18 protein-coding genes are annotated in these 22,911 nt (G+C 65.5%); 10 read left to right on the top strand and 8 right to left on the bottom strand.

Features of this window, described 5'->3' with window-relative positions; genetic code table 11:
- Positions 1–43: 43 nt before the first annotated feature.
- Entirely contained in the window at positions 44–535 is a 492-nt protein-coding gene (locus IPK69_11130; GenBank protein ID QQS08529.1) for a hypothetical protein, read from the bottom strand.
- Between the two features lie 220 nt (positions 536–755).
- On the opposite strand from IPK69_11130, the gene IPK69_11135 reads away from it, so the two are divergent.
- Complete coding sequence (locus IPK69_11135) at positions 756–1,115, top strand: hypothetical protein (protein ID QQS08530.1); 360 nt, start codon at positions 756–758, stop codon at positions 1,113–1,115.
- 105 nt (positions 1,116–1,220) lie between these two features.
- Here the strand turns inward: IPK69_11135 and IPK69_11140 are convergent, their stop codons facing one another.
- The gene (locus IPK69_11140) at positions 1,221–3,212 is read right to left on the bottom strand and encodes an ABC-F family ATP-binding cassette domain-containing protein (protein ID QQS08531.1); all 1,992 of its coding nucleotides are present in this window, start codon (positions 3,210–3,212) and stop codon (positions 1,221–1,223) included.
- A 100-nt stretch (positions 3,213–3,312) separates the two neighbouring features.
- Here IPK69_11140 and panB point away from each other — a divergent pair, with 100 nt between their 5' ends.
- The gene (gene panB, locus IPK69_11145; protein QQS08532.1) at positions 3,313–4,260 is read left to right on the top strand and encodes a 3-methyl-2-oxobutanoate hydroxymethyltransferase; all 948 of its coding nucleotides are present in this window, start codon (positions 3,313–3,315) and stop codon (positions 4,258–4,260) included.
- Between the two features lie 34 nt (positions 4,261–4,294).
- Positions 4,295–5,713 (top strand): trypsin-like peptidase domain-containing protein, encoded by a 1,419-nt coding sequence (locus tag IPK69_11150; protein QQS08533.1) that lies wholly within the window; start codon positions 4,295–4,297, stop codon positions 5,711–5,713.
- 14 nt (positions 5,714–5,727) lie between these two features.
- Here IPK69_11150 and IPK69_11155 read toward each other — a convergent pair whose 3' ends face one another.
- The 3 genes from IPK69_11155 to priA all read right to left on the bottom strand — a co-directional run bounded on the left by IPK69_11155 (position 5,728) and on the right by priA (position 10,484).
- Positions 5,728–6,579, bottom strand: coding sequence for a hypothetical protein (locus tag IPK69_11155; protein QQS08534.1), 852 nt, complete (start codon positions 6,577–6,579; stop codon positions 5,728–5,730).
- Positions 6,576–8,012, bottom strand: a complete 1,437-nt coding sequence (gene murD / locus IPK69_11160) for a UDP-N-acetylmuramoyl-L-alanine--D-glutamate ligase (protein ID QQS08535.1) — start codon at positions 8,010–8,012, stop codon at positions 6,576–6,578. Before murD ends, IPK69_11155 begins: the two co-directional genes overlap by 4 nt.
- Positions 8,013–8,084: 72 nt before the next feature.
- Positions 8,085–10,484: a primosomal protein N' gene (priA, locus tag IPK69_11165; protein ID QQS08536.1), complete on the bottom strand. Its 2,400-nt coding sequence runs from the start codon at positions 10,482–10,484 to the stop codon at positions 8,085–8,087.
- A gap of 44 nt (positions 10,485–10,528) precedes the next feature.
- Between priA and carA the strand changes: the two genes are divergently transcribed.
- The 5 genes from carA to IPK69_11190 all read left to right on the top strand — a co-directional run bounded on the left by carA (position 10,529) and on the right by IPK69_11190 (position 18,198).
- Positions 10,529–11,800 (top strand): glutamine-hydrolyzing carbamoyl-phosphate synthase small subunit, encoded by a 1,272-nt coding sequence (carA, locus tag IPK69_11170; GenBank protein QQS08537.1) that lies wholly within the window; start codon positions 10,529–10,531, stop codon positions 11,798–11,800.
- Between the two features lie 266 nt (positions 11,801–12,066).
- Positions 12,067–14,997, top strand: a complete 2,931-nt coding sequence (locus IPK69_11175) for a hypothetical protein (GenBank protein ID QQS08538.1) — start codon at positions 12,067–12,069, stop codon at positions 14,995–14,997.
- Between the two features lie 158 nt (positions 14,998–15,155).
- The gene (rplU, locus tag IPK69_11180; GenBank protein ID QQS08539.1) at positions 15,156–15,482 is read left to right on the top strand and encodes a 50S ribosomal protein L21; all 327 of its coding nucleotides are present in this window, start codon (positions 15,156–15,158) and stop codon (positions 15,480–15,482) included.
- A 184-nt stretch (positions 15,483–15,666) separates the two neighbouring features.
- Complete coding sequence (locus tag IPK69_11185; protein ID QQS08540.1) at positions 15,667–17,469, top strand: hypothetical protein; 1,803 nt, start codon at positions 15,667–15,669, stop codon at positions 17,467–17,469.
- Between the two features lie 12 nt (positions 17,470–17,481).
- The gene (locus tag IPK69_11190; protein ID QQS08541.1) at positions 17,482–18,198 is read left to right on the top strand and encodes a TrkA family potassium uptake protein; all 717 of its coding nucleotides are present in this window, start codon (positions 17,482–17,484) and stop codon (positions 18,196–18,198) included.
- A gap of 13 nt (positions 18,199–18,211) precedes the next feature.
- Here IPK69_11190 and IPK69_11195 read toward each other — a convergent pair whose 3' ends face one another.
- Positions 18,212–19,117 carry an alpha/beta hydrolase gene (locus IPK69_11195; protein ID QQS08542.1) on the bottom strand — a complete coding sequence of 302 codons (906 nt, stop codon included), beginning with the start codon at positions 19,115–19,117 and terminating at the stop codon, positions 18,212–18,214.
- 132 nt (positions 19,118–19,249) lie between these two features.
- A complete protein-coding gene (locus IPK69_11200) occupies positions 19,250–20,779 on the bottom strand; it encodes a glycine--tRNA ligase (protein QQS10475.1) in 1,530 nt (509 codons plus the stop codon).
- 248 nt (positions 20,780–21,027) lie between these two features.
- Here IPK69_11200 and IPK69_11205 point away from each other — a divergent pair, with 248 nt between their 5' ends.
- Positions 21,028–21,534, top strand: coding sequence for a DUF3592 domain-containing protein (locus IPK69_11205; protein ID QQS08543.1), 507 nt, complete (start codon positions 21,028–21,030; stop codon positions 21,532–21,534).
- 212 nt (positions 21,535–21,746) lie between these two features.
- Positions 21,747–22,031: a 50S ribosomal protein L27 gene (rpmA, locus tag IPK69_11210; protein ID QQS08544.1), complete on the top strand. Its 285-nt coding sequence runs from the start codon at positions 21,747–21,749 to the stop codon at positions 22,029–22,031.
- A 111-nt stretch (positions 22,032–22,142) separates the two neighbouring features.
- Here the strand turns inward: rpmA and IPK69_11215 are convergent, their stop codons facing one another.
- Positions 22,143–22,907: a hypothetical protein gene (locus tag IPK69_11215; protein ID QQS08545.1), complete on the bottom strand. Its 765-nt coding sequence runs from the start codon at positions 22,905–22,907 to the stop codon at positions 22,143–22,145.
- Between the last annotated feature and the right edge of the window lie 4 nt (positions 22,908–22,911).

The raw sequence follows: 22,911 nt of genomic DNA on the forward strand, positions 1-22,911 counted from the left end.
TAACGAGAATGGCGGGACGGGAAATAGATTGCGCTGTTTCGCGTCACGATTCCGAGTTGAGCACAGCCCGCAACGACTCGATCTGTTCCACGGCGTGCTCGCGGGCTGCTGGCTCGGCGGCGTTGCTCATCTTCCGCCACACCCATGGCACGGGCAGGACAAAGAGCGGGAGGTACCACGCCGCGGTAATCCACATGGAGACCGAGTACGACGGGATGTAGGTGCGGATCATCGAGTCGGTGATCCACATGCCGGGCCAGATGGAGAGGATGGTCACGAGCGCGATGATCATCGCCGGTCGCTTGGGATGGATGATCGAGAAGGAGACCTCACGCGGCTCGGCGTTTTCGGTGATGCGGGCAATCATCGTCGCGTTCAGTCGTCCCGCGAAGAGTTTGGTTTGGAATACTTCACCCGCGGGGGCGCCCGGTGAGGCCTCGAACCCCGGGAGTTTGCCCTTCTTCGCGAGCGCCTCGGCCCGAGCCACGATCTGTGTGGCGGCGAGTCGGGTCGTGATCGTGGGGAGTGGGTCCATGTCGGCGTTGTTCTCGGACGAACGTCGGCACCTGATGCCGCACCCTTGTGCAATCCGGGGCGAGACGATACGCTCTCATCGGCCCGGCGAGTGGTGGCTCGCGAGCGTTGCATGGTGAGATGTTCGGTGTCGGGAGTGTGGCATGGGTGGTCGGGCGTGCACATTACGGCTGGTGGGGGGGCGTCCGCGTGATGGTTCGGCTGGTGATGCGCGTTCACGCGTGGCCTCGGCGAACGTTGAATCGGCGTCGTTGTCGGCGAGCGACGTGCGTGCGGCGTTTGCGATCGAGGTCGCCGGGTCGCTCGAGGGCGGGCGGGCGGCGCTCCTCCGGCCCGAGGTTCGAAGGCGTCTCATCGCATCGGGTGTGGACATGGGACTCCGCGAGTTTGATTCCAATCTCGTGATCGCGATCGTGCAGGATGCGGCCCGGGCGGGGGAGCGTGTGGATGATGGTCGACTGGCCATGGTTGGAACGGCGAGGCGGCCAGAGCGGGTGTGGCGTGCGGCGGCGATTCTGGGGTGGACGCTGGCACTGGCCCTGGTGATCGCGACGGTGCTGGCGTCGTGGGTGCGCGACTGATCATGCCGGCGCGGCGCTTGCTTTGAACTGAAAGACAATGTAGAAGATGTAGACACAGGCGGGACGCCTGTGCCACGAGGCTTGGTCGCGTCGTTGCGCCAGTACCTAGTTTTCGTCGGCCCTTCGGAGCCACTCGGCTTCGAGTTCGCTCAGTTTCCTCTGCGCGACCTCGCGGCGTTCGGTCAGGTCCTGCATCATCTCGGCATCTTTCCATGCCTCGGGCTCGCCGAGATCCTTGTCGATCTCGTGGACCTCGACTTCGAGCATGGTGATGCGCTTCTCGAGTTCCTCGTCCTTGAGTCTGGCGAGCGGGTTCGAGGCCTGGTTGGACTTTGGCGCGGGCGACTTTGATCCCTCCGGCCTTCGCGGCTGGTTGCGTTGCTTGCGTCGCTCGGCTTCCTCGCGTTCCAGGGCGGCGGCTCGCTGCTTTCGGACCTCGGCCTCGTGCCATTCGGTGTAGCCGCCCAGGAACTGTTGGGCGTTCCCCTCGCCATCGAGGATGAGGAGGTGATCGCAGGTCGCGTCGATGAGGGCGCGGTCGTGGGAGATGAGGATGAGCGTGCCGTCGAATCCGAGGGAGCCGTCCTCGTCGGGGATGGAGAGGGCCTCTTCGAGGCGTTCCGAGGAGGGGATGTCGAGGTGATTCGTTGGTTCGTCGAGCACGAGAACGTTCTTCGCCGAGGCGAGGAGCGACGCGAGGACGGCCCGGGTCCTCTCGCCCCCCGAGAGCATGCCCATCTGGCGATCCTGCTCGCTCCCCGAGAAGAGGAACGCGCCGGCGAGATTCCGCGCCTGCTGCTCGCTGAGCGCTTGCCCGGGAGCCTCGCGGAGGATCACATCCTGAAGGAATCGATAGACGGGGACCTCGGCGGGGAGGTTCTCGTGGGTCTGGCGGAAGTAGCCGACTTTCACGTTGGTGCCGAGGCGAACGGTTCCGGTGTCCGGGGCGAGTTCATTCAGGAGGCACTTGACGAGCGTGGACTTCCCCGCGCCGTTGGGACCCAGGATGCCCCAGCGCTCGCCCCGCGCGACGACGAGGTCGAGGTCCTTGAAGAGGGTCTTGGTGTTGCCGTGCTCGTCGGTGTAGGCCTTGGAGAGTCCGCGTGCCGCGACGACGACGTCGCCGGTGCGTTCGGCCTTGGGGAGCGTGAGTTTGAAGGTGCCGAGTTCGGCGGGGCGTTCGAGCGTGGACGACAGTTTCTCGCGCTCGAGTTTGCTGAGTCGTCCCTGGGCCTGGCGGGCGCGCTGCCCGGCCTTGTAGCGGCGGATGAACTCCTCTTCCTTCTTGAATCGCGTCTGCTGGGCGTCGAAGGCGCGCTGCATGACCAGTCGCCGCTCGGACCGGAGGGCGCGGAAGGCCTCGTAGTTGCCGGGGTAGTCGATCAGGCGCGACTGCTCGACCTCGATGATGCGGTTCACGACGTTGTCGAGGAGGTAACGGTCGTGGCTGATGAGGACGACCGCGCCCTTGTACTCGTCGCGGAGGAACGATTCGAGCCAGAGTCGTCCGGCGAGATCGAGGTGGTTCGTCGGCTCGTCGAGGAAGACGATGTCGGGCTGCTCGAGGAGCAGTTTCGCGAGCGAGAGACGCGCCCGCTGCCCGCCCGACAACTTGCCGACGAGGATCGAGAACTGGGCGTCGACGAACCCGAGGCCGTGGAGGACCTCCTCGATCTTGTGATCGGTGACATAGCCGCCCGCGGCCTCGATGTCGGCCTCGAGTTTCGCCTGCTGCTTCATCAGGCGGTCGAGGGCGTCGCCGGTCGCGGTCGCCATCTGGTCGTAGACATCGTGCATCGCGTCGTGCAGGCGGCGGAGTTCGGCGAAGGCGTCCTCGGCGGCCTGACGCAGCGTGTCTGTCGGCTTGAGATTCGGCTCCTGGCTGAGGTGGCCTACGCGGGCGCCGCGTTGGACGACGACCTCGCCCCGATCGGGCTTGAGGAGGCCCGTCAAGACGCGGATGAGGGTGGACTTGCCCGCGCCGTTTCGGCCGACAATGCCGATGCGGTCGGTCGGTTCGATGGAGAGCGAGACGCCGTCGAGGATGACGCGTTCGCCGTAACTGTGGGCAATGTTCGTGGCGGCCAGGACGGGCATGGGGCGGAGAGTGTATGAGTGTCGGGGCGGGGAGTGGCCATTGTGCGGGCGTTGTGAGGCACGGTCGGCACCCGTCATGCACCCCTAGTACGATCTGGGCGTGAAACGACGCCAATCAGCCGGATCGAAGGACGCGGGGCGAGTTCCATCGACGAATCCCGGAGGCATTCCGAGCCTGGGGTTCGAATCGAAGGGCCGCGAGGCCAGGGTGACGCTCCGCACGATCCGACGCATGGTCCGCGATGGCGAGGTCTTCGCCTGCCTGACGTGCTATGACGCGACGACGGCCCGTTGGCTGGAGCGTGCGGGGGTGCACGTGCTGTTGGTGGGTGACACGGCGGCGGAGATGATCCTGGGCTTCGATCGCACGGTGGACATGCCGCTGGATGTGCTGTTGGCGTTGACAGCCGGCGTGAAGCGTGGGGCGCCGTCGCGGTTGGTGATGGGCGACATGCCGTTCATGTCGTACCAGGCCGACGACGCCGAGGCGATCCGGAATGCGGGCCGGTTCGTGACGGAGGGGCGTGCGGACATCGTCAAGGTGGAGGTGGACGCGTCGTTCGGCCCGCTGGTGCAGAAGATGGCCCGCGCGGGGATTCCGGTGTGCGCGCACATCGGGAGCCGGCCGCAACTCGCGGGACTCACGGGCGGATATTCGAGTGCGGGCAAGACCAAAGAGCAGGCCGACGCGATCGTGAAGGCGGCGAAGGTCATGGAAGAGGCCGGGGCGGTCATGCTTTTGATCGAGGCCGTGCCGGATGAACTCGCGGCTCGGGTCGTGGAGCGTTCGGGGATTCCAGTGATCGGGATCGGGGCCGGCCCATCGCCGCATGGGCAGGTGCTGGTGTTGCACGATCTTCTCGGACTGAACGATCAACCCCCGACGTTTGCGATGCGTATGGCCAGCGTGGGCGAGGAGATCCAGCGGGCGGCACAGGAGTGGGTGCGGGCGAGCGCCGAACGTAGGGTGGGCGGTGTGGCGTCGATCGCGCCGCGGGCATCCAAGACACCAGCGGCTCGTGGCGGCGGACGACGACGCAAGCCATAGTGGGCGGCACGTGTGAGGGGTTGGAGGTGGTGTGATGCGGCGAATCGTGGCCTTTGGACCCGCGTTCGTGGTGCTGGCGACGGCCGGCGTGGTGCTGCTCGCCGCGCCGGAGGCCATCCGGCGGATCTCCGGCGCACGCACCGAGGCGAACGTCTCGCTCGCCCGCCACGAACTCGAGGTCGATGACATTCTCGAGCGCGTGAATCGCGCCACGAGGTCGATCGCTCAGGCCGTCGAGCCGTCGGTTGTGCACATCGAGGTGTGGTCGGCGACGGGTCCTCGCTCGGCGAACGGGTCCTCTGGCTCGGGGTGGATCTATGACACGCAGGGACACGTCGTCACCAACGCGCACGTCGTGGCGGGAGGCACAAGACTTCAGGTCCAACTGCACGATGGGCAGGTGATGCGGGGCGAACTCGTGGGGGCCGATCCGCTCTCGGATATCGCCGTGATTCGCATCCGCGAGTCTGCGTCGCTCATTCCGATGGAGCGAGCGACGCTCGATCGCCCGGAGTTGGGTGACACGGTCTTCGCGTTCGGCTCGCCCTTTGGCTTCAAGTTCTCGATGACGACGGGGATTGTCTCGGGGCTGGGACGATCGGCGCGCGGCGTCTCGGGGACGACGGGCGTCACGAACTACATCCAGACCGACGCGCCAATCAACCCTGGAAACTCGGGTGGCCCTGTCGTCGATATCCGTGGGCGGCTCGTCGGGATGAGCACCGCGATCGCCACCAACCACGCGCCCGACGGCACGACCGAGGGCCAATCCGCCGGGATCGGGTTCGCGATCCCGCTCGCAACGATCGAGTCGCGCGTACCCCAACTCATCAGCACGGGCACGACCGAGTCGGGATTCCTCGGCATTCGCTTCCAAGGCTCGACATTCATCGACGATAACGGGCAGAGCGGGAAGTCTGGCTATCGCGGGCGAGCGTTCCCGGTCGAGGTGCAGGCCGGCACCCCCGCGGACCGCGCGGGGCTTCGCACCGGCGACGCGATCATCAGCATCAATGGCACCTCGCCCACGGAGGAGAGCGGACTTCGGTCACTCATTGCCAGCGAGCCACCCGGCTCAACGATCGACCTTCGTGTCTGGCGTGACGGCTCGATCGTGAGCATCCGTGCCACGTTGGGCGACGCGCCCTCAAGCATCAAGGAGGATCAACTCCGGCGGATGCTCGAGGAGCGCGCGGGGCTCACGGTCATGACTCGGCGCCGGGGGGTTGTCCTTGGTGCGATGATCCCGGGAACCGTGGCCTCCGATGCCGGACTGAAGCCAGGCATGCGCGTCACCCACGTCGGCGGCACGCCGGTCGCCGACGAACCGGAGTTTTTGCAGACGCTCTGGACCCAGGGGTTCTTCGTCGGCTCGCCCGTGAAACTCTCGGTCGAATCGAGCGCGGACAGCGGCGAGGTCGCCCAGGAGTTCACGCTCGAACTCGCGCGCTAGCCGTGGACGTTGGTTCACTCGGCGGGGCGGATGCGGACGACGATCGGCGTGCCGCCCGGCGGCGTCGCGTCCTCGCGCAGCACGAAGACCGGCGCCTCGACCGATGTCTCCGGGCTGTGCATGTTTCGAAAGGCGATCGTCTCGGTCCCGAACGTCGTGAGGCCGATGAGCGTCCCCGAGCCGTCCGCCTCGTATTCCTCGGGAAGGCCAGGCCCGCGCACGACGAACCCTGAGCCTGCAAGCACGAACGCGCCGCGGCTCGACTCGCCCAGCGTCTCGCGGAGCGTCTTCCCCGTCGTCTCGAGCGTGATCCAGTCCAGGGGCGACTCTTCCCGCGTTGTGCCATTGCGATCGATGACGAAGGTCACGTCGAGTGCCGGTCCTTTGGGCGGGATCGGGATGAGTTTCTTGTCCTTCCATTCCCATGATCCGGGCGAGCCGGGCTCGAGGCCCAGCATCATGATCGCCGCCTGGATCTCGGAGGGTTTCGCGTCGGTGATCGCGAGGACCTCATGGTCGCGAGTGCCACGTGTGCAGACGACCTGCTCGAGATACACGACGGCGAACGCGCGTGGCGGGACGACGGCGTCGAAGTCGACCGTGCGTGCGTCGCGGTCGAGGCGGATGTGGGGGAAGACCTCGATCGGGCCGGTGGGTGTTGTGCGCGGAGGCGTGGCGGGGTTGGTTGCAGATGGCCTGTCTGTGGATGGCGTCGGCGCGGTCGATTCTGTTGATTGGGTCGCCGTGTGCCGTGGAAGAATCGAGTCGTGCGATGATTCCGGCTCGTGTGGTGTTACGGTGATGCGCCCATGGCAGCCGAGGAGCAAGACGGACGAGGTGAGTATCGCGAAGGGCAGCATCTTCACGCGTGTGGCTCCATGATGGTCGAGGAATGGTGTCTGGTATTCGACGTGGTGGAGCGTGTGGGCTGGGTGTGCGTCGATCGCGCGAGGCTCGCGAATCGTTCGCCGCGTGCTTCGTAGTTCTCGAACTGGTCCCAGGAGGCGCAGCCGGGGCTGAGAAGGACCGAATCGCCCTGGCGTGCAACGTTGGTGATCTCGCACATCGCCGAGTCGAGGTCACCCAGGTATCGTGCACATGCACCGCGTGATTGCGCGGCGATGGCGAGAGCCTCGCCCGTGGTGCCGATGGTCCACAGTCCCGCGAGCATGGTCGCGGCGTCGGCGATGGGGGACAAGTCGGAGCCTTTGTCATAGCCGCCGGCGATGAGATGCGTGCGCGAGGGGTCGTCCATGGCGTGGATCGCGAGCGATGTCGCCTCGGGCGTTGTGGATTTGGAGTCGTTGATGAACCGCAGGCCGTGGTGCTCGCCGACGAACTCCAGGCGGTGGGGGAGGCCGCGAAAGGAGCGAAGCGCTACGTCGATGTTGTCGATCTGGGGTATGGCTTTGTGCTTAGCGCCAAGTCCATCACGAACGGTGTTGTCGTTGTCGCAGAACGCACACCGCACGGCACAGCGTGCGACCGCGGCATTGAGCGCGTTGTGTGAACCGGGAATCGAGAGACCCTGCACGCGTTCACTCACGCCCACGCGCTCCACCCGTATGCCGCCTGGCGTCGACCACGTCACGACATCCGGCCCGAGCACGAGCGTGTCGCCGGGTTGCTGATGGGCCGTGATGAGCCGTTTGCACGCGGCATAGTGCTCGGCGGTGCCATGCCAGTCGATGTGGTTCGGGGTGATGTTCGTGACGACGCCGATCCCGGGCGACCATGTGCCGCGTTCCGCGAGCCAGTAGAGCATGGCGCTCGAGACCTCGAGCACGACCCAGGTTTCCGAATCGATCGACGCGAGCGCGGGGAGCAGCGACCCGCCGATGTTGCCGCCGAGGACGGACTTCACGCCGAGTTCCCTGAGGGCGTGATGCACCAGCGATGAAGTCGTGCTCTTGCCCGCCGAGCCGGTGATCGCGATGACACGCTCGCGCGCGGGCAATCTATCGACGAGCAGGCCGATCTCGGTCGTAATGGGGACGCCCGCCGCCTCGGCCGCGCGAAGGAACCGATTCTCCCAGGGCTTGGGCACGGCCGGGTTGGCGACGACGATGTCCGTGTCGGTGAAGTCCGAGACGTTGTGCTCGCCGAGGCGGAGTCGCACGCGGCCGGTGTCGATGAGCGGTTTCAACTCACGCAAGCCGCTCTCGAGTTTCACCGCAGGGTCCTTGTCGGTGACGAGCACGTCGGCGCCCTGGTCGACGAGCCAGCGCGTGACGCCCACGCCGCCACCGAATCGGCCCAGGCCCATCACCGTGACGCGTTTCGACTCAAAGTTCTTCACGCCCGCTCCATGGCTCGTGCCGCTGGTCCATCTCACACTCTGGATTGTTCCACATCCAGTCACATGATCGTGTCACATCAAGGATACGGGATCGACATCGACCGCCGTGGCGTGGTCGCTCTTGAGCCAGCCGCGCCGTCGGGCGTCGGCCAAAGCCTGCTGGATGGTCCCGGCGGATCGGGCGATGAGCCGGAGTTCCCAGCGATGGAACCCCGCGATCCGTGCGATCTCGCAGGGCATCGGCCCCTCGACGGTCACGCGATCGCCCGAGACCGAGGCGATCGCCTCGGCGAGATCCTTCGCTCGTGTTCGGGCGACCGATTCATCCTGATCACGGCAGACGACTCGCGCCATGCGTGCCATGGGTGGCAGTCCGAAGAGCGCTCGGTCTTTGAGTTCGTCTGCTGCGAATCCCTCAAAGTCGTGCGCCGCCGCGCGCACGATCGCGCGGTTCGTGGGGTCAAAGGTCTGGACGATGACGTGTCCCTCGTGCTCACCTCGACCGGCTCGGCCGGCGACCTGGGCGATCAGTTGGAACGAGCGCTCGCTGGCGCGAAAGTCGGGGAGGTTGAGCGCCACGTCCGCGTCGAGCACACCGACGAGTCGCACGTTGGCGACGTCCAGCCCCTTCGCGATCATCTGGGTGCCCGCGAGGATTCGGATCTCGCCTTTGGAGAACTTGCCCAGCACCTGGAAATAGTCGGCCGCAGAACGCATCGAGTCGGAATCGACGCGCCAGAGCGTCTCGCCCGCGCGGATGCCATGATCACCGAAGGTGGCCTCGATCTCCTGCTCCAGGTGCTGCGTGCCCGGGGCGAGGCGCCGGAGCGTCGCGTCGCACTGCGGGCATTGTTTCGGCACGCGCGTTTCGGCATGGCAATAGTGGCAGCGCACGACGCCTCCCAGACGCAGCGCCGCGTCGGCGTGCAGCACAAGCCGGCTGTCGCAATGCTCGCATCCGACGACATGGCCGCACGCCGCACGCGGGCAGGCGAGATACGCGTTCAGGCCGCGACGATTGTGGAGGAGGATGATCTGGCCCTGAGCCTTCAACGTTCGCTCGATAGCGCTACGCAAGGTGGGGCCGATGAGGTCGCGGTCGCTGGCGCCGGGATGGCGTCGCTCCTCGGCTCGATCGACGATGCGCACCGCGGGGAGTCTGCCGCCCGCGACGCGTTCGCTGAGCCTCCAGAGTCTGGAGCGATGTCCCTCGTGGGCGAGGCGTTGCGCGTTGTGCCATGATTCCAGGGAGGGCGTCGCCGAGCCGAGGACGATGGGGCAACCCTCGAGTTGGGCGCGCTTGATCGCGACATCGCGCCCGTGGTAGCGGGGCAACTGGTCCTGCTTGTAGGAGTGGTCGTGCTCCTCGTCGACGATGATCAGGCGGACGCGATCAAGGGGCGCGAAGACTGCGGATCGTGGGCCGATGGCGATGCGTGCCTCGCCCCGCGCCAGCCGGTCCCATTCCGCGTGGCGCTCCGACGCGGATAGCCCCGAGTGGAGGACCGCGACGTTCTCGCTGCCGAAGCGCGAGATGAACCGGTCGGCGGTCTGTGGCGTGAGGGCGATCTCGGGGACGAGCACGATGGCACCGGGCGCCGGCCTCTCACCACGCCCATCATCGCTCGCCTTCTCGTTCATCAGCGTCAGTTCGAGCAGACGCAGGTAGACCTCGGTCTTTCCCGAACCGGTGACGCCGAAGAGCAGGTGCGTCGCGAACGTGCCGAGAGTCTTCGAGATGCCCTCGACCACTCCCGACTGGCTCGGCGTGAGGGCATGACCGGTCGAACGAGTCTCGCTCGCCACGCTGTCGATCAGCGTCGTGAATCGCCCGCGGGCACGCACGCGGTGCCGATGCTCGGCGTGCAGCGCCCCGGCCGCCAGGAGCGCCCGCACCGACCTCGGCGACTTCAGCCCCAAACGCACGACAAGTGCCGACTCCTCGATCGGGAACTCTGCTTCGTCCAGGTCTGCGATGGCGCTCCATGTCTTCTTCGAGAGAGGCGTGAGCGAGTCGAGATCGGGTGCCTCGCCCCTCGACAGCATCGTCTGTGACTCGCGCCCCACGCCCTTCTTCACGGCACTCGGGCGCATCGTCGCGAAGACCATGCCGAGAGGGCAGACGTAATAGCGCGAGATCCACTCGCCGAGTTCGACGAGTCGTGTCGGCAGGGTGCCACCGGATCGCGACTCGACCGCGCGCACAACGTCCTCCGGCACGCCGCCGAGCAGTTCCGGGCCGCCGATCTGGACCACGACACCCGGCACGCTTGCGCCGCGCAGGGGCACGCTCACGCCCTCGCCCACGCGAAGTCCCAGCGGGTCGGCATAGACCAGCGACGCCTCGGGCGCGTCCTCGCGGGTTCCCGGCCGCCGCGATCCGCGCTCCACGCCCCGCTCAATGGCGACGAGGACATAGCGTCCAGCCTGGTCGGCGGAAGCGTCGGACTGGAACAGCGAGGTGCGTGTCACTGGCGCGTACACTGTAGAGGTCGGTCCCGAACCGTCGGCACCGGATGCCGTCGCGCCCGACCTGGCCCATCGTTGGGAAGGAGCGGCTCGCGGTGCACACGAATCAGACTCGGTCAGAAGGTCGCTTGGCGCTCGCGGACGGCTCGGTCTTCCGCGGGCTGGCCTTCGGCGCCACGGGCCAGGGCATCGTGCAGGCCGCCGAGGTCGTCTTCAACACCGCGATGTCGGGCTACCAGGAGTCGCTCACCGACCCGTCGTACACGGGCCAGATTCTCGTGCAGACCTTTCCCATGATGGGCAACACCGGGGCGAACCCGGAGGATGTCGAGTCGAGCAAGGTCCAGGTCGCCGGGTTTGTGGTGCGCGAGTTGGCACGCCGTCACTCGAACTATCGCGCGGATCAGTCCTTGAGCGAGTATCTCGGGTCGGAGGGCGTCCTCGGCCTCGAGGGCGTGGACACTCGCGCGATCACCATGATTCTGCGCACGCAAGGCTCGATGACGGGCGTCATCACCGATCGGCCCGCGACGGGTTCAAACTCGATCAGCGATGCCGAACTCGTCGAACGCGCGCGCAACGCCCCCAACATGGCCGGGCAGAATCTCGTCACGGGCGTCGGCTGCACCGCGCCGCTGTCCTGGTCCGAGACCCTCGGCGTGTGGTCACCCAACGTCGGCCACTCGACAGAGCGACCGCTCACCGTTCTTGCTCTTGACTGCGGTGCGAAACGGAACATCCTGCGGAATCTCGCGGATCGCGGGTGCGCGATCAAGGTCGTGCCCCATGACGCTTCGGCCGCCACAATCCGCGATCTGTACGCGCATGGCGAGATCGACGGACTCTTCATCTCCAATGGTCCTGGCGACCCCGCGGCTGTTGAGGCGACCATCGCGACGCTTCGAGAAGTCTTGAAGGATGCGGGTCCGAGAACCATCCCGACCTTCGGCATCTGCCTTGGACACCAACTCCTCGCGCTGGCGGTTGGGGCGAAGACGTACAAACTCAAGTTCGGGCACCGCGGGATCAACCAGCCCGTCTTCAACGCCGATCGCGCACGCGTCGAGATCACGAGCCAGAACCACGGCTTCGCGGTGGATCGGGCCTCACTCGATGCGGCGGGGGCCGAGGCGACCCATGTTCACCTGAACGATGGCACGGTTGCCGGGTTCAAACTCCGCCACGCGCCGGTCTTCTGCGTGCAGTATCACCCCGAGGCTTCCCCGGGGCCTCACGATGCTGGGTATTTGTTCGACGACTTTGTCGAGGCAATGCGAGCCCGGCGACATGAGGCCAGCATCGCGGCGAACTCGCGGTAATTGGGCGGGTTTTGCTTGCGTCATGCGGTGATCGTTCGGTATCATGCGAAGTACGTGTGAGCGGCGTCGATTCCGGGCAACCTCTCGGGCATCATGCCCGTAGGGTCTTTGGAGCGTTGGAAGCTGCGGGCTGTCGGTGTCGGCGTGCGGAGTCAAGGTGTGATTGTCGCGAGTTTGTGCGTCCCTCGCATCTCGGTTTGGTTGAATGACAGAGGAAACGCACAGAATCAGGAAGTCGTGATCTCTAGAAGCGAGGAGTCTGAATCATGAGGTGTTCCGTAGCCCTTGGTGTCGTGCTGGCCGCGGGTGCGGCGACTTCGGTGTTTGGTCAGGCCGTTCCCGCGCCGGTGTTCGTGCAGGAATCACCGGTTCGCCTGGAGATCAACTCAGTGAATGGTGTGCCCTTCACAGCCCAGCCGGTGATAACGAACCGTGCCGTGGAGTTGACGTATGACAACCTCACGGGGCGATGCGCGAACTTCCTCATGGGCGCTGCGGCGGGCGTGGATGATGTCTCGTTCGCGCCGGGACCCTGGGCGACGACCAGCAACAACCTCATCACGGCGCTCTCATTCCGGATCGGGATCACCCAAGCGGTGAATGCCCGGCCTTTCGATGTGATCATCGGGATTTACAACACTGGCGACTTTGCCGCGGCCAACATTCCAGGAGACGTTATCGCGCGATTCCGCGTGGGCTTCAATCCGATCACCACGGCTGGCGCCGGCCTGTTCGTCGGCAATTTGCCGCTGGATCAGTTCTTCCCGGAGACGGGCGGCATCATCATCCCCGATGGCGACATCTTCGTCGAGCAGGTCTTCACCGCGCCTGGCGGGAATGTGCCTCTCGCCAACGGCGATGTGTTCACGCTTGCCGCCGCCGTGGTGAATGGCGGCGTGACGCTGGGTTCGACCGAGGACGACTATTCGCTCGATTTCGCCGCGCCGTTCCAGACGTACACGGGCGGCGTCACGGCCGATCAGTTCAATATCAACGCTCCCCCGGCGGGAATCAATAGCGAGCGTTTCATCTTCACGGCGCCCGCATCGGCCTGTGGCACGCAAGTCCTCCAGATGCCCCTCTCCATCTCCGGGGAGACGGGCACGCCCATTCCGGCAACGCCCATCGCCCTCGGCTCGATCGCCGACGCGGGGCTGAATCGCCTCACCGAGACGCTGAACAACGACATCAAGTTCTACACGTTCACCCTCGCGGGCGACGCGACCGATGCCGCCCTCCAGTTCCTGGATGTCGACACGGAAGGCTCGGCGACGGATGTCTCGATGGCGCTGTACTACGCCAACGGTCGCCTCGCCGGACGGAACACCGGCGTCGGCAACTCCGCGATCGATGACAACGATGGATCTGGGAACAACGCCCTCTTGACCTATGGCATCGGGCGTCGCGCCGCCGTCAGCGATGGCACGCAGTACGACGGCCGCGACGGGCAGCTCTTCGCGGGCGACTTCGTCCTCGCGGTTGGGCCCGGCGGCTCGCTCTTCGACCAGAACTTCACGACCTTCCCCGGCGCCGGCGCGGGCAACTTCCAACTCCACTTCCGCACGAACACCAACGGCGCGGCTCTCACGCCAAGCGTTCCGCCTTTGGTGGTCCAGGATCTCGGGCAGATCCTCTCGCCCGGGAACACGACGGCGACGACGGCCCAGACCGGGCCGGGCGGGATCGTGTGGTACAAGTTTGATGTCTGCGCCGGGATGCGTGATCCGGGAACGTTCTTCGACATCGACCTGAGCCGATCGGGCTTCTTCGGTGGTGCCGTGCCGAACTTCGGGACGGCGGCGTTGTTCGATGCGAACGGGAACCTCGTGGACGCCGATGGTCCCGATTCGGTCGACATTGTCTGGCCGACGTTGTCCTATGGCAATGTCGGTCCGCGTCCGGCGCACAGCGGGAACGCCGCCGAGGTGAACAACACGGGGCAGGACGGCGCCCTCGGGCCTGGAACGTATTACCTCGCGGTGGCTTCGGGTTTCCTCGATGTCTCACCCGCCGCGCTCGCCGATGGTCGCTGGCACGTTCGTCCTGACATCGCCGAGACGGTCGATGTGGTGGTGCAGCCCGATTTCTTCACGGACGCGGCCCAGTGCGATCCCACGCCGGTCGCGCCGCCGGCCTTCAACTTCACCGAGGCCGAACCGAACAACGACAAGGCGACCGCGACGCTCGCCGCGGGCATGAGCAACGGACAGATCCTGGGCGGCGTGACGACCGGCATCATCGCCGAGCGAGCCGCGCCGGGAACGCCTGATTTCTGGAGGATCAGGACCGCGCCCGCGGCGTTGGGCATCTATCGCCACCAACTCGAACTCAACACCAACGGGTGGGATGGACACGGGTCGGCGATCATGGGTCTCGCGCAAGCGAACGGCGTCATCACCGCCGATGACGCGATTGTGCAACTGGCGCAGATCCTTGAGGATCTCAACCGTCGAACCGTGTGGTACGGATTCGGTCGACAGGAAGAAATCTTCTGGCAGGTCCAGGGGAGCCCGAGCACGACCGCGCCGTATTTCGCAACGCTGACCACGACACAGGTCTCGCCGACCTCGCTCGGTGCCGCGTTCGAGGCGGGCGATATCACGATCACCACCGTCGGTCAGACGGGCGCCGCCCAGACCGACAGCGACCTGTGGATCTATGACTCGAACCTCGAGGCGATCGCTGGCGCGGGCAGCGACGACGCCGGGGCCTCAACGGGGAGCACGCTCACGCGGAACCTCGGCGCGGGGACCTACTTCCTCGCGCTCACCAACTTCAACCTCGCCAACAACCAGGCCTCGCCGGTCGCCGACGGCTTCCCCAATGGCAATGTTCTTGACTTCGCCAATGCCATTGCGAACTCGAGCGTCACCACAGGACTGGATCTGGGCTTTGCGATTACCGATTCGACAGGGACTCGAACCTTCACCGCGACCAAGGATCAGGCCCACCAGATCCTCTGGTTCCAGATGGACGTCAGCGGGGGCGCGTGTGTCGCCGACGTGGACGACGGGTCCGGCAACGGCACGCCCGACGGGGCCGTCACCATCGACGACCTGCTCTTCTACATCACGATCTTCCAACTCGGGAGCGTCAACGCCGACGTGGACGACGGCTCGAGCACGGGCACACCCGACGGGGCCGTCACGATCGACGACCTTCTCTACTATCTGATCCGTTTCCAGGCCGGGTGCTAACGCCCGTCTAGAATCCGAACCAGTGGCCCTCGGGAGCATTCCCGGGGGCCTTTTTTGTCCCTGGAGGCCCTACCGCTCGCCATGGCCTGGGCTTCGGCTATTATCTCGGCCCAAAGGGAAGGCGACGCCGACCCTGCTTGAAGAAGTTGGAGTGGACGATGTACGCGATCATTGAAGAATCCGGCTCGCAGCGGTGGGTCAAGAAGGGTGATGAACTCCTTATCGACCTCGCCGAGGGTGGCGAACTTGCCGCCGGCAAGAGCATCAAGAACAGCCACGTGCTCGTGGTCGGTGAGATCGGTGGCACGGCCAAGGTCGGCGCGCCCTACGTCTCGGGCGCCCATGTCTCCTTCGAGGTGATCGAGGGGAAGGAACTCGGCGAGAAGGTGCACATCCAGAAGTTCCGCGAGAAGAAAGCGTGGAAGAAGAAGACCGGGCACCGCCAGCCCTACACGCGGGTCCGCGTGACCGAGATCAACGGCTGATCGATTGGTGCGCCGCGTTGGGTGCGCCGATGTCGCCGCCACAGTGTGAATCAACTCGACGAGGGTCGGCGCGTGCGCCGGCCCTCGCGTTGTTTGGTGCCATGCGAGCCATGTTGAGACCATGTGAACGAGTGCGACACCGATCGGCTTGGACGCGTAATGTCGATCGAGGAGGTCCAGCCTTGTGAGCCCGGAACTCGCCGACCTTGTGCCGATCGCGCTCCACACGAGCGTCATCGAGATCGGTCTGTTGCTGGCCTACTGGGCGTATCGCCTGTGGCGTGGGTTCGAGTCCACGGTCGAGTCGCCCCAGCACTCGGTGTCGTTCAACGGTCGCGTCGGGGCGATGGTGCGTGGGCTCGTGTCGAGACGCGGGTGCTCGGTGCGGGCCTCGCGTCGGGGGCTTCGTGCCGTGGACACGCCCGCGTTGCTCCTCGCGGTCGCGGGGCTTGTCTTGGTGCTCATGAGTTCGCCGATTGGCCCTCAGATCGTGGACCTGGCGCTGGTGGCCGTGCTCCTTGTCGAGTTTGTGCGACTTGGGGGCTGGTTGCTCCACGGCACACTCGCGCCGCTCATGCTCCCGCTCACGTTTTTGGGGGCCATGCTGATCGGCTCGATCGGCCTGAGCCTTCCCGCGTGCACCAACGAGAAAATCCCCTGGATCGACTCGCTCTTCACATCGACCTCGGCCGTGTGCGTAACGGGTCTCACCGTGCGGGACACGGCGTCGACGTTCACCATCGCCGGGCAGGTCATCGTGCTGGTCTTCATCCAGCTCGGCGGCCTGGGCATCGTGCTCTTTGGGGCGGGCGTCGGCTGGCTCTTTGGCGAGGCCGGGGCGTCGGAGTCTGGTGCACGGAACAACGAACGACGAGCACGCGGCAGCACTCGGGCAGTGACACCCATGGCGGCGTCGCTCCGCGGGAGCATCACTCTCCGCGAGGTTCTTGAGCACGCGTCGATCGGCGGCGTGCGGCGATTCGTGCTCGTGGTTCTGATCGCGACAATTGCTTTCGAGTTGCTGGGCGCGGTGCTCCTCTTCGCCGCGAGCACGCCCGAAGACGGCAGCATTGCGCAGCGTCTCTGGTCGAGCGTTTTCCACTCGGTCAGCGCCTTCTGCAACGCCGGGTTTGACATCTCGGGGAAGAGCGCCATCGGCTGGCGCGAACGCCCGGCGATGCTCCTGCCGCTGATGGCGCTCATGATGCTCGGGTCGCTGGGGTTTCCGGTGGTGCTCGAACTGTGGCGCGTGGGTCGCGAGCGGTATCACGCGTGGAGGTGCAGGGAATCCAAGGGGCGGCGCGTGATGCCACTCAACCTGCACGCCCGGGCGACCATCATCACGACCGCGGTTCTCTACATCGCGGGGTTCATCGTTCTGGGGCTCGCGCAACGGACTGCGACCCAGGATCAGGAGTGGCGTGTGCTCAGCGATGCCGCGTTCATGTCGGTCAGCGCCCGCACCGCGGGGTTCTCGAGCCTTCCGAGCGAGGAACTCGCCCCCGCCTCGCGCGTGGCGCTCACGGCGCTCATGTTCATCGGCGGGAGCCCCGGCTCGACAGCGGGCGGCATGAAGACGACGACGCTCGCGGTGCTCGTGCTCGCGGCGGTCGCGACCGTTCGCGGGCGCGCCGAGACCGAGGCCTTTGGGCGGGCGATCCCCGAGCGCCTCGTACGCAAGGCCGGAGCCGTCGCGATCAGCATGCTCGCGATCACGCTCGGCTCGACGCTGCTGCTCTCGATGACCGATCCCTTGCCGATGCACGGCGACATGGGCGTGCGTGTCTTCGAGAGCGTGAGTGCCGCGACGACGACGGGGCTTTCTCTGGGCATCACGCCGGAGTTGTCCACGTCCGGCAAACTGGTGCTCATCGCGACGATGTTCCTGGGGCGCGTCGGTCCGTTGTTCCTCGTCGGCGCGCTCATCATGCACAAGCCGCCGGGTCGCGGTTTCGCGTTCCCGCGCGAGGAGGTGACGCTTGGCTAAGGAGATGGGACGATGAACGGACCCGTGGTGGTCGTCGGTCTGGGCCAGTTCGGGACGCCGCTCGCCAAGAGCCTGGCGTCGCGGGGCGTCGAGGTGGTGGCATTCGATCGGCGTCGTGACCTCGTCGAGTCGGTGCGAGATGACGTGACGCTCGCCGTTGCGCTCGACGCGACCGACGAGGAGGCGGTGAAGGCGAACCTGCCCTCGAACACCCGTGTCGCGGTCGTCGGCATCGGCTCGAGTTTCGAGGCGCAGTTGCTGGTGACGGTGCTTCTCAAGCAACTGGGCGTGAAGCGGGTCGTCTCTCGCGCGACGTCGCCCCTTGAGGCGAGGATCCTCCGCAAGATCGGAGCCGACGAGGTTGTGAGTCCGGAAGAGGAATCGGCCGAGCGCTGGGCGAACCGCATCAGCGCGCCGCAACTCTTGAATCAGATCGAGTTCCACGAGGGGTACAGCCTCGTCGAGATCAAGACCCCGCGCGATTGGATCGGCAAAACGCTCATCGACCTCGACCTGCGCTCCAAGTTCAAGTTGCACGTCGTCGCGGTGAAGAGCCTGCGCAAGGACCGGCATCCGGCACCCGCGGAGCACGCCTCGGACGCGACGCCGAGCAACGCCGACGCCAAGATCGAGATGCCCAAGGCCAACGAGCCGCTGCGCGAGGACGACATCCTCATTTTGATGGGCAAGGACGAGGACATCGCGAAGGTGCCGATGGACAGGCACTGATCGATCGTGCCGGTCACGAACGGTCCGGGCGGACGTCGGCCTTGGCGAGAAAATCCTGGATCGTCTTCCAGTAGGCGCGGGCATCGCGTGGATGGTCGTTGTGCCCGCTGGGCGTGATGCTCAACTCGACGATCCGTCCCGGCCGCGGGTGTGCGTCGAGGATGGCCCGGAGTCGACTCGCGTGCTCGGTGGGAACGATCGTGTCCGAATCGCCGTGGAGGATCAGCACACTGGCATCGAGCGATTCGAGCACTCGATCGGTTCGGTATGAGTCCTTCACCAGGAACGTCGGCACGCCATACTTCGGCGCGAAACTGGCGACGCTTGTGAACGACGATTGCAGGATGAGGGCCTTGGGCGTGTGGCGTGCCGCCAGTTGGGCCGCGATGCCGCCGCCGAGAGAGCGCCCGTGGAAGACGAGTCGATCCGGATCGATCGGGGCGCTTGCGAGCGTTTCTTCAAGGAACCACGCGGCGTCGTCCACGATGGCCGCCTCAGATGGCTTCCCGCCGCTGCGGGAGTACGAGCGATACTCGGGGAGCAGCACGGCACACCCGAGCCTGTTGTAGACGCTCGCCGTGGTCCACGCGTCCACGATCGACTCGGCGTTGCCATGCGTGAAGACCACGAGTGGTACGCGATCCTTGTCGCTTGCCGTGGTGGGTACGCTCAGCCAGGCCTCGACCCTCTCACCGCCGTCGATGTTTCGCCACAGCACTTGCACGCCCGGCGGCACATGATCGTCGCTCGTGATCGTCGACCCGAAGCGGGGGAGATACATCATCGACCGCTGCATGAAGTAGATCGTGGAGCACCACACCACATAGATCACGGCACCGAGGCTCAGCACGCGAACGAAGGCACGCCGCACCGAGCGCGGGCGTTTCGGGGTTGCTTGTGGATTGTTGGGGGTGCTCATGAGTGTGGTTCGATAGCAGAATGTGAGCAATGTAGAGTGTGAAGCGACCCGTAGTCACCATGAGGAATGAAGAACACAGGCGGGACGCCCCCCTCCCTGTGCCACGTGATCATGAAGATACGGACAAGCCGCCTACCGGTTCATCCGATCGGCCAGCACGCCCGCGACCTGATCGAGCGCGATGCGTTCCTGCTGGCCCGTGTCGCGATCGCGGAGCGTCACCATCTGCCCGCTCACGGTGTCGCCATCGATCGTGAGGCAGAAGGGGCACCCGGCCTCGTCCATGCGGGCGTAGCGTTTGCCGATGGACTGCTTCGCGTCGATCTCGACGAAGCCGCTCGTGCCGAAACGCTTGAAGAGTTCCACGTGCAGGCGCTCGGCGATCTCGGGCATGCCGTCCTTGTTGACCAGCGGGAAGACGGCGGCCTTGATCGGCGCGACGCGCGGGTTGAGTTTCAGGAACTCCGGGCTGGCGCGGCTCTCGTCACGCGTGTACGCCTCGCAGAGGAGCGCGAGCACGCCGCGATCCAATCCGGCCGCTGGCTCGATGCAGTGGGGGAGGTATCGCTCGCCCTTCTTGCCGCCGTTGGGGAGCGTCTCGCCGCGATCGGTGTCGAAGTAGTCGAGTTTGATGCCCGAGTGCTTCTGGTGCTGGGTGAGGTCATAGTCGCCCCGGTGGGCGATCCCCTCGAGTTCGCCATAGCCCGGCGCGGTGAAGGGGAAGCGATACTCGACGTCGCTCGTGCCGCAGGAATAGTGGCTGAGTTCGTCCTTGTCGTGCTCGCGGAGGATGAGGTTCTCGCCGGCGAGGCCGATGGACTTCCACCATTCCATGCGGAAGTCGCGCCAGAAGGCGTACCACGCCGCCGACTCGCTGGGGTGGCAGAAGAACTCGAGTTCGGCCTGCTCGAACTCGCGCGATCGGAAGGTGAAGTTGCGTGGCGTGACCTCGTTGCGGAAACTCGTGCCGGTGTTCCCGATGCCGAAGGGAACCTTGACGCGTGTGGTGTCAACGACGTTTTTGAACTGGACGAAGATGCCCTGGGCGGTCTCGGGGCGGAGGTAGGACTTGTCGTCTTCCGAGGCCGTGGCGCCGATGTAGGTCTTGAACATCAGGTTGAACTGGCGTGGTTCGGTCAGCGACCCGACTTTCTCCGCGTCCGGGCCTAGGACCTTGGAGAACTGGGCCACCGGAATCGACGTGAGGGCAACAACCTTGACGGCACCGAATGCCTTCTCGGCTTTCTTCAACTGCTTCGTCTCGCTCGGCGAGTCTTTCATGAATGCGAAGAGCGGCTTGTCCCCCGCGTCACCGGATTGTGGCACGAAAACACTCACGTGGTCATAGCGATACCGCTGCTTGGTCTCTCGACAATCCACCATCGGGTCGTTGAACCCGCCGACGTGTCCGCTCGCCTCCCACACCTTCGGATGCTGGATGATGCGTGTTTCCACCGGCACGCATCGCACGCGCTCGCCGTTGGGTCCCTGGCGTCCCCAGCAGGGGTTGAGGATCATGTCCTGCCACCACGCGTCGCGGAGGTTCTTCTTCATCTGGGCGCCCAGCGGGCCATAGTCCCAGAACCCGTTGATCCCGCCATAGATTTCAGAGGCCTGATAGATGAAGCCCCGGCGTTTGCAGAGCGCCATCAGGGCGTCCATGGACTTCACAGGAGAGGCCGCCGAAGCGGGTTGGGCGGCGGGATCAGGCTGTTTCGAAGGCTCATTGCTCATAGGAGGCGATCGTAGCGTCCGATCACGCCCGACTTGATCTCGAAGCGCCGGCGACTGGCGGGTTGCTCTCATTCTTGCGGTGCTCTCTGCGGTCGGATCCGGACAATCCGCGTCGCTTCTGGACATTCCGGAGCACCACGAAAGTCACTTGATTCATGGGCCGATGCTCCGCGTGCATGGATCTCTCCCAGATGACCTTCGACCAGTTCAGCGAACTCATGGGGCGATGGGCCCCGGTAGTCGTCGGTGGGCTCTTTCTCGTCGTCGGCGTCGTCATGGCCATCCGCGCCACACGTCTGGCCGTGGCGAGCCGGAACTGGCCGAGCGTGCCCGGGCGGATCCTCAAGAGCCTCGTCACGACCGAGCAGCCTCCGACCCAGGTCGGTGAGTTCCGCCCGGATGTCTTTGTCGCCAAGATCGAGTACGAGTACGTCGTCGCGGGCGAACGCCACACGGGCACGAACATCAGCGTCGGCGGCGACCTGCACACGAGCAACCGCCAGCGTGCCGAGGATGCCGTGGCGACGTATGGCGTGGGTGATGCCGTAGACGTGTTCTATGACCCGAGCAAGCCTTCGCGAGCGGGGCTGGTGCACGACGCACCGGGGATCGGCGTGATGCTGGCCGTCGCTGGCGTGGGGACGGTGGTGCTGATCGTGTCGGTGGTCCGGGCCATGGGGTGAGGTTGGACGTCACGACGCGCCGGAACCCGAATTGAATCCAAACATACTGATCGCGGCGACACGTGTCTCAACTCTTCATGCCAGAATCTCGTGTCGGCTCGAGCCTTGGCGTGGCCCCGCTCGACCCCGACGGGGGCAGCCGCCTAAACTCTCGACCCTGCGGAGGGCATGGTCCCTTCCAGGTCACGAACGACGAACCGCGAGAATCTGACATGGCACATAAAAAGGGCCAAGGCTCCACCAAGAACGGTCGCGACTCCAATCCCCAGTATCGCGGGATCAAACTCTACGGCGGCGAGGTCGCCCAGCCCGGCTCGATCATCGTGCGCCAGGTTGGCACGCCCTTCCTCCCAGGGTTCAATGTTCGCCGGGCGAAGGACGATTCCCTCTTCTCGGTCGCCCACGGTCGCGTGATCTTCAAGGGTCGCAAGGTCCATGTTGATCCGAGCGATCCCAAGGCCGCCCGCCCGAACTATCTCGTGGCGAGCGCAAACTGAGCGACTCTCGCGACCTTCGCATCATCACGATCTCAACGCAACCCGGCCCGCGAAGCCGGGTTGTTTGTTTGCCGAGTTGTTTGGTTTTTTTATTTTGGGTTGTGCCCGCGACTACATCAGTGTCGCAGATGACGTCGGCGTGAATGACGCGAGTTCGGGCGGGATGAGGTCGCGGATCTCGACGACACGTCTCGCGAAGTCTTCGAGTTCTGCGGGCTTGGGCGTGCGGCGGATGGTGACGCAGATCGCGCCCTGGCCGACGTCCACGCGGAGTTGGCCCTTGTCCTTGGGGAGGTTCATGCACCATCGCTGGGCCTCGGGCGTGAGGGCCAAAAGGGCGAAGTCCTCGTCGTCGCAGTTGACGCGGTAGCGCTTGTTGAACTCGGCATCGTCGAGTTGGAGGTCCTTCTTGCCGAAGCGTTCGGTGAGACCGAACTTGTCGGCGAGGCGGTGCATGAAGTGCTCGCCATACACGGAGAGGATCGGCCAGGCTCGCGGCGCCTCGAGCCAGGCGATGGTGTGGATGTGGACCTGGCGGTTCTTTCCCGAGCCGGTGGAGTAGAGATGCCCGAGCATCCGCACATTTGTGGTGCCATGCGGGAGAATGGAGAGCGGCACGGTGGCGAGCCATTGCACGCCGCGTGAGCCGGTCTGGAGTTTCTGCCACGGGCCGACGCACAGGAATGCCTCGTGCTTCTCGTGGTCCTGGGGCTTCTCGATGAACGTTCCGCCGAGAGCCATGCAGCGTTCGCTCATCTCGCGGCGCCAGCGGCGCTTGTTCATGACCGTGGCAAGGATGATGGTTGCCACGATGCCGAACATCCCGCCCACGACGAGGAACGGCAACCATTGCGGCGATGCGGCGAGAGTCCACATGATC

The sequence above is a fragment of the Phycisphaerales bacterium genome, assembly GCA_016699835.1.
Lineage (GTDB): Bacteria > Planctomycetota > Phycisphaerae > Phycisphaerales > UBA1924.

Excerpts from the sequence above, each read along its gene's own strand:
- IPK69_11195 (QQS08542.1), bottom strand. The coding sequence starts at position 19,117 with ATGAGCACCCCCAACAATCCACAAGCAACCCCGAAACGCCCGCGCTCG.
- IPK69_11130 (QQS08529.1), bottom strand. The coding sequence starts at position 535 with ATGGACCCACTCCCCACGATCACGACCCGACTCGCCGCCACACAGATC.
- IPK69_11200 (QQS10475.1), bottom strand. The coding sequence starts at position 20,779 with ATGGACGCCCTGATGGCGCTCTGCAAACGCCGGGGCTTCATCTATCAG.
- IPK69_11150 (QQS08533.1), top strand. The coding sequence starts at position 4,295 with ATGCGGCGAATCGTGGCCTTTGGACCCGCGTTCGTGGTGCTGGCGACG.
- IPK69_11215 (QQS08545.1), bottom strand. The coding sequence starts at position 22,907 with ATGTGGACTCTCGCCGCATCGCCGCAATGGTTGCCGTTCCTCGTCGTG.
- carA (QQS08537.1), top strand. The coding sequence starts at position 10,529 with ATGCCGTCGCGCCCGACCTGGCCCATCGTTGGGAAGGAGCGGCTCGCG.
- rpmA (QQS08544.1), top strand. The coding sequence starts at position 21,747 with ATGGCACATAAAAAGGGCCAAGGCTCCACCAAGAACGGTCGCGACTCC.
- IPK69_11190 (QQS08541.1), top strand. The coding sequence starts at position 17,482 with ATGAACGGACCCGTGGTGGTCGTCGGTCTGGGCCAGTTCGGGACGCCG.
- IPK69_11175 (QQS08538.1), top strand. The coding sequence starts at position 12,067 with ATGAGGTGTTCCGTAGCCCTTGGTGTCGTGCTGGCCGCGGGTGCGGCG.
- rplU (QQS08539.1), top strand. The coding sequence starts at position 15,156 with ATGTACGCGATCATTGAAGAATCCGGCTCGCAGCGGTGGGTCAAGAAG.
- IPK69_11205 (QQS08543.1), top strand. The coding sequence starts at position 21,028 with ATGGATCTCTCCCAGATGACCTTCGACCAGTTCAGCGAACTCATGGGG.
- IPK69_11140 (QQS08531.1), bottom strand. The coding sequence starts at position 3,212 with ATGCCCGTCCTGGCCGCCACGAACATTGCCCACAGTTACGGCGAACGC.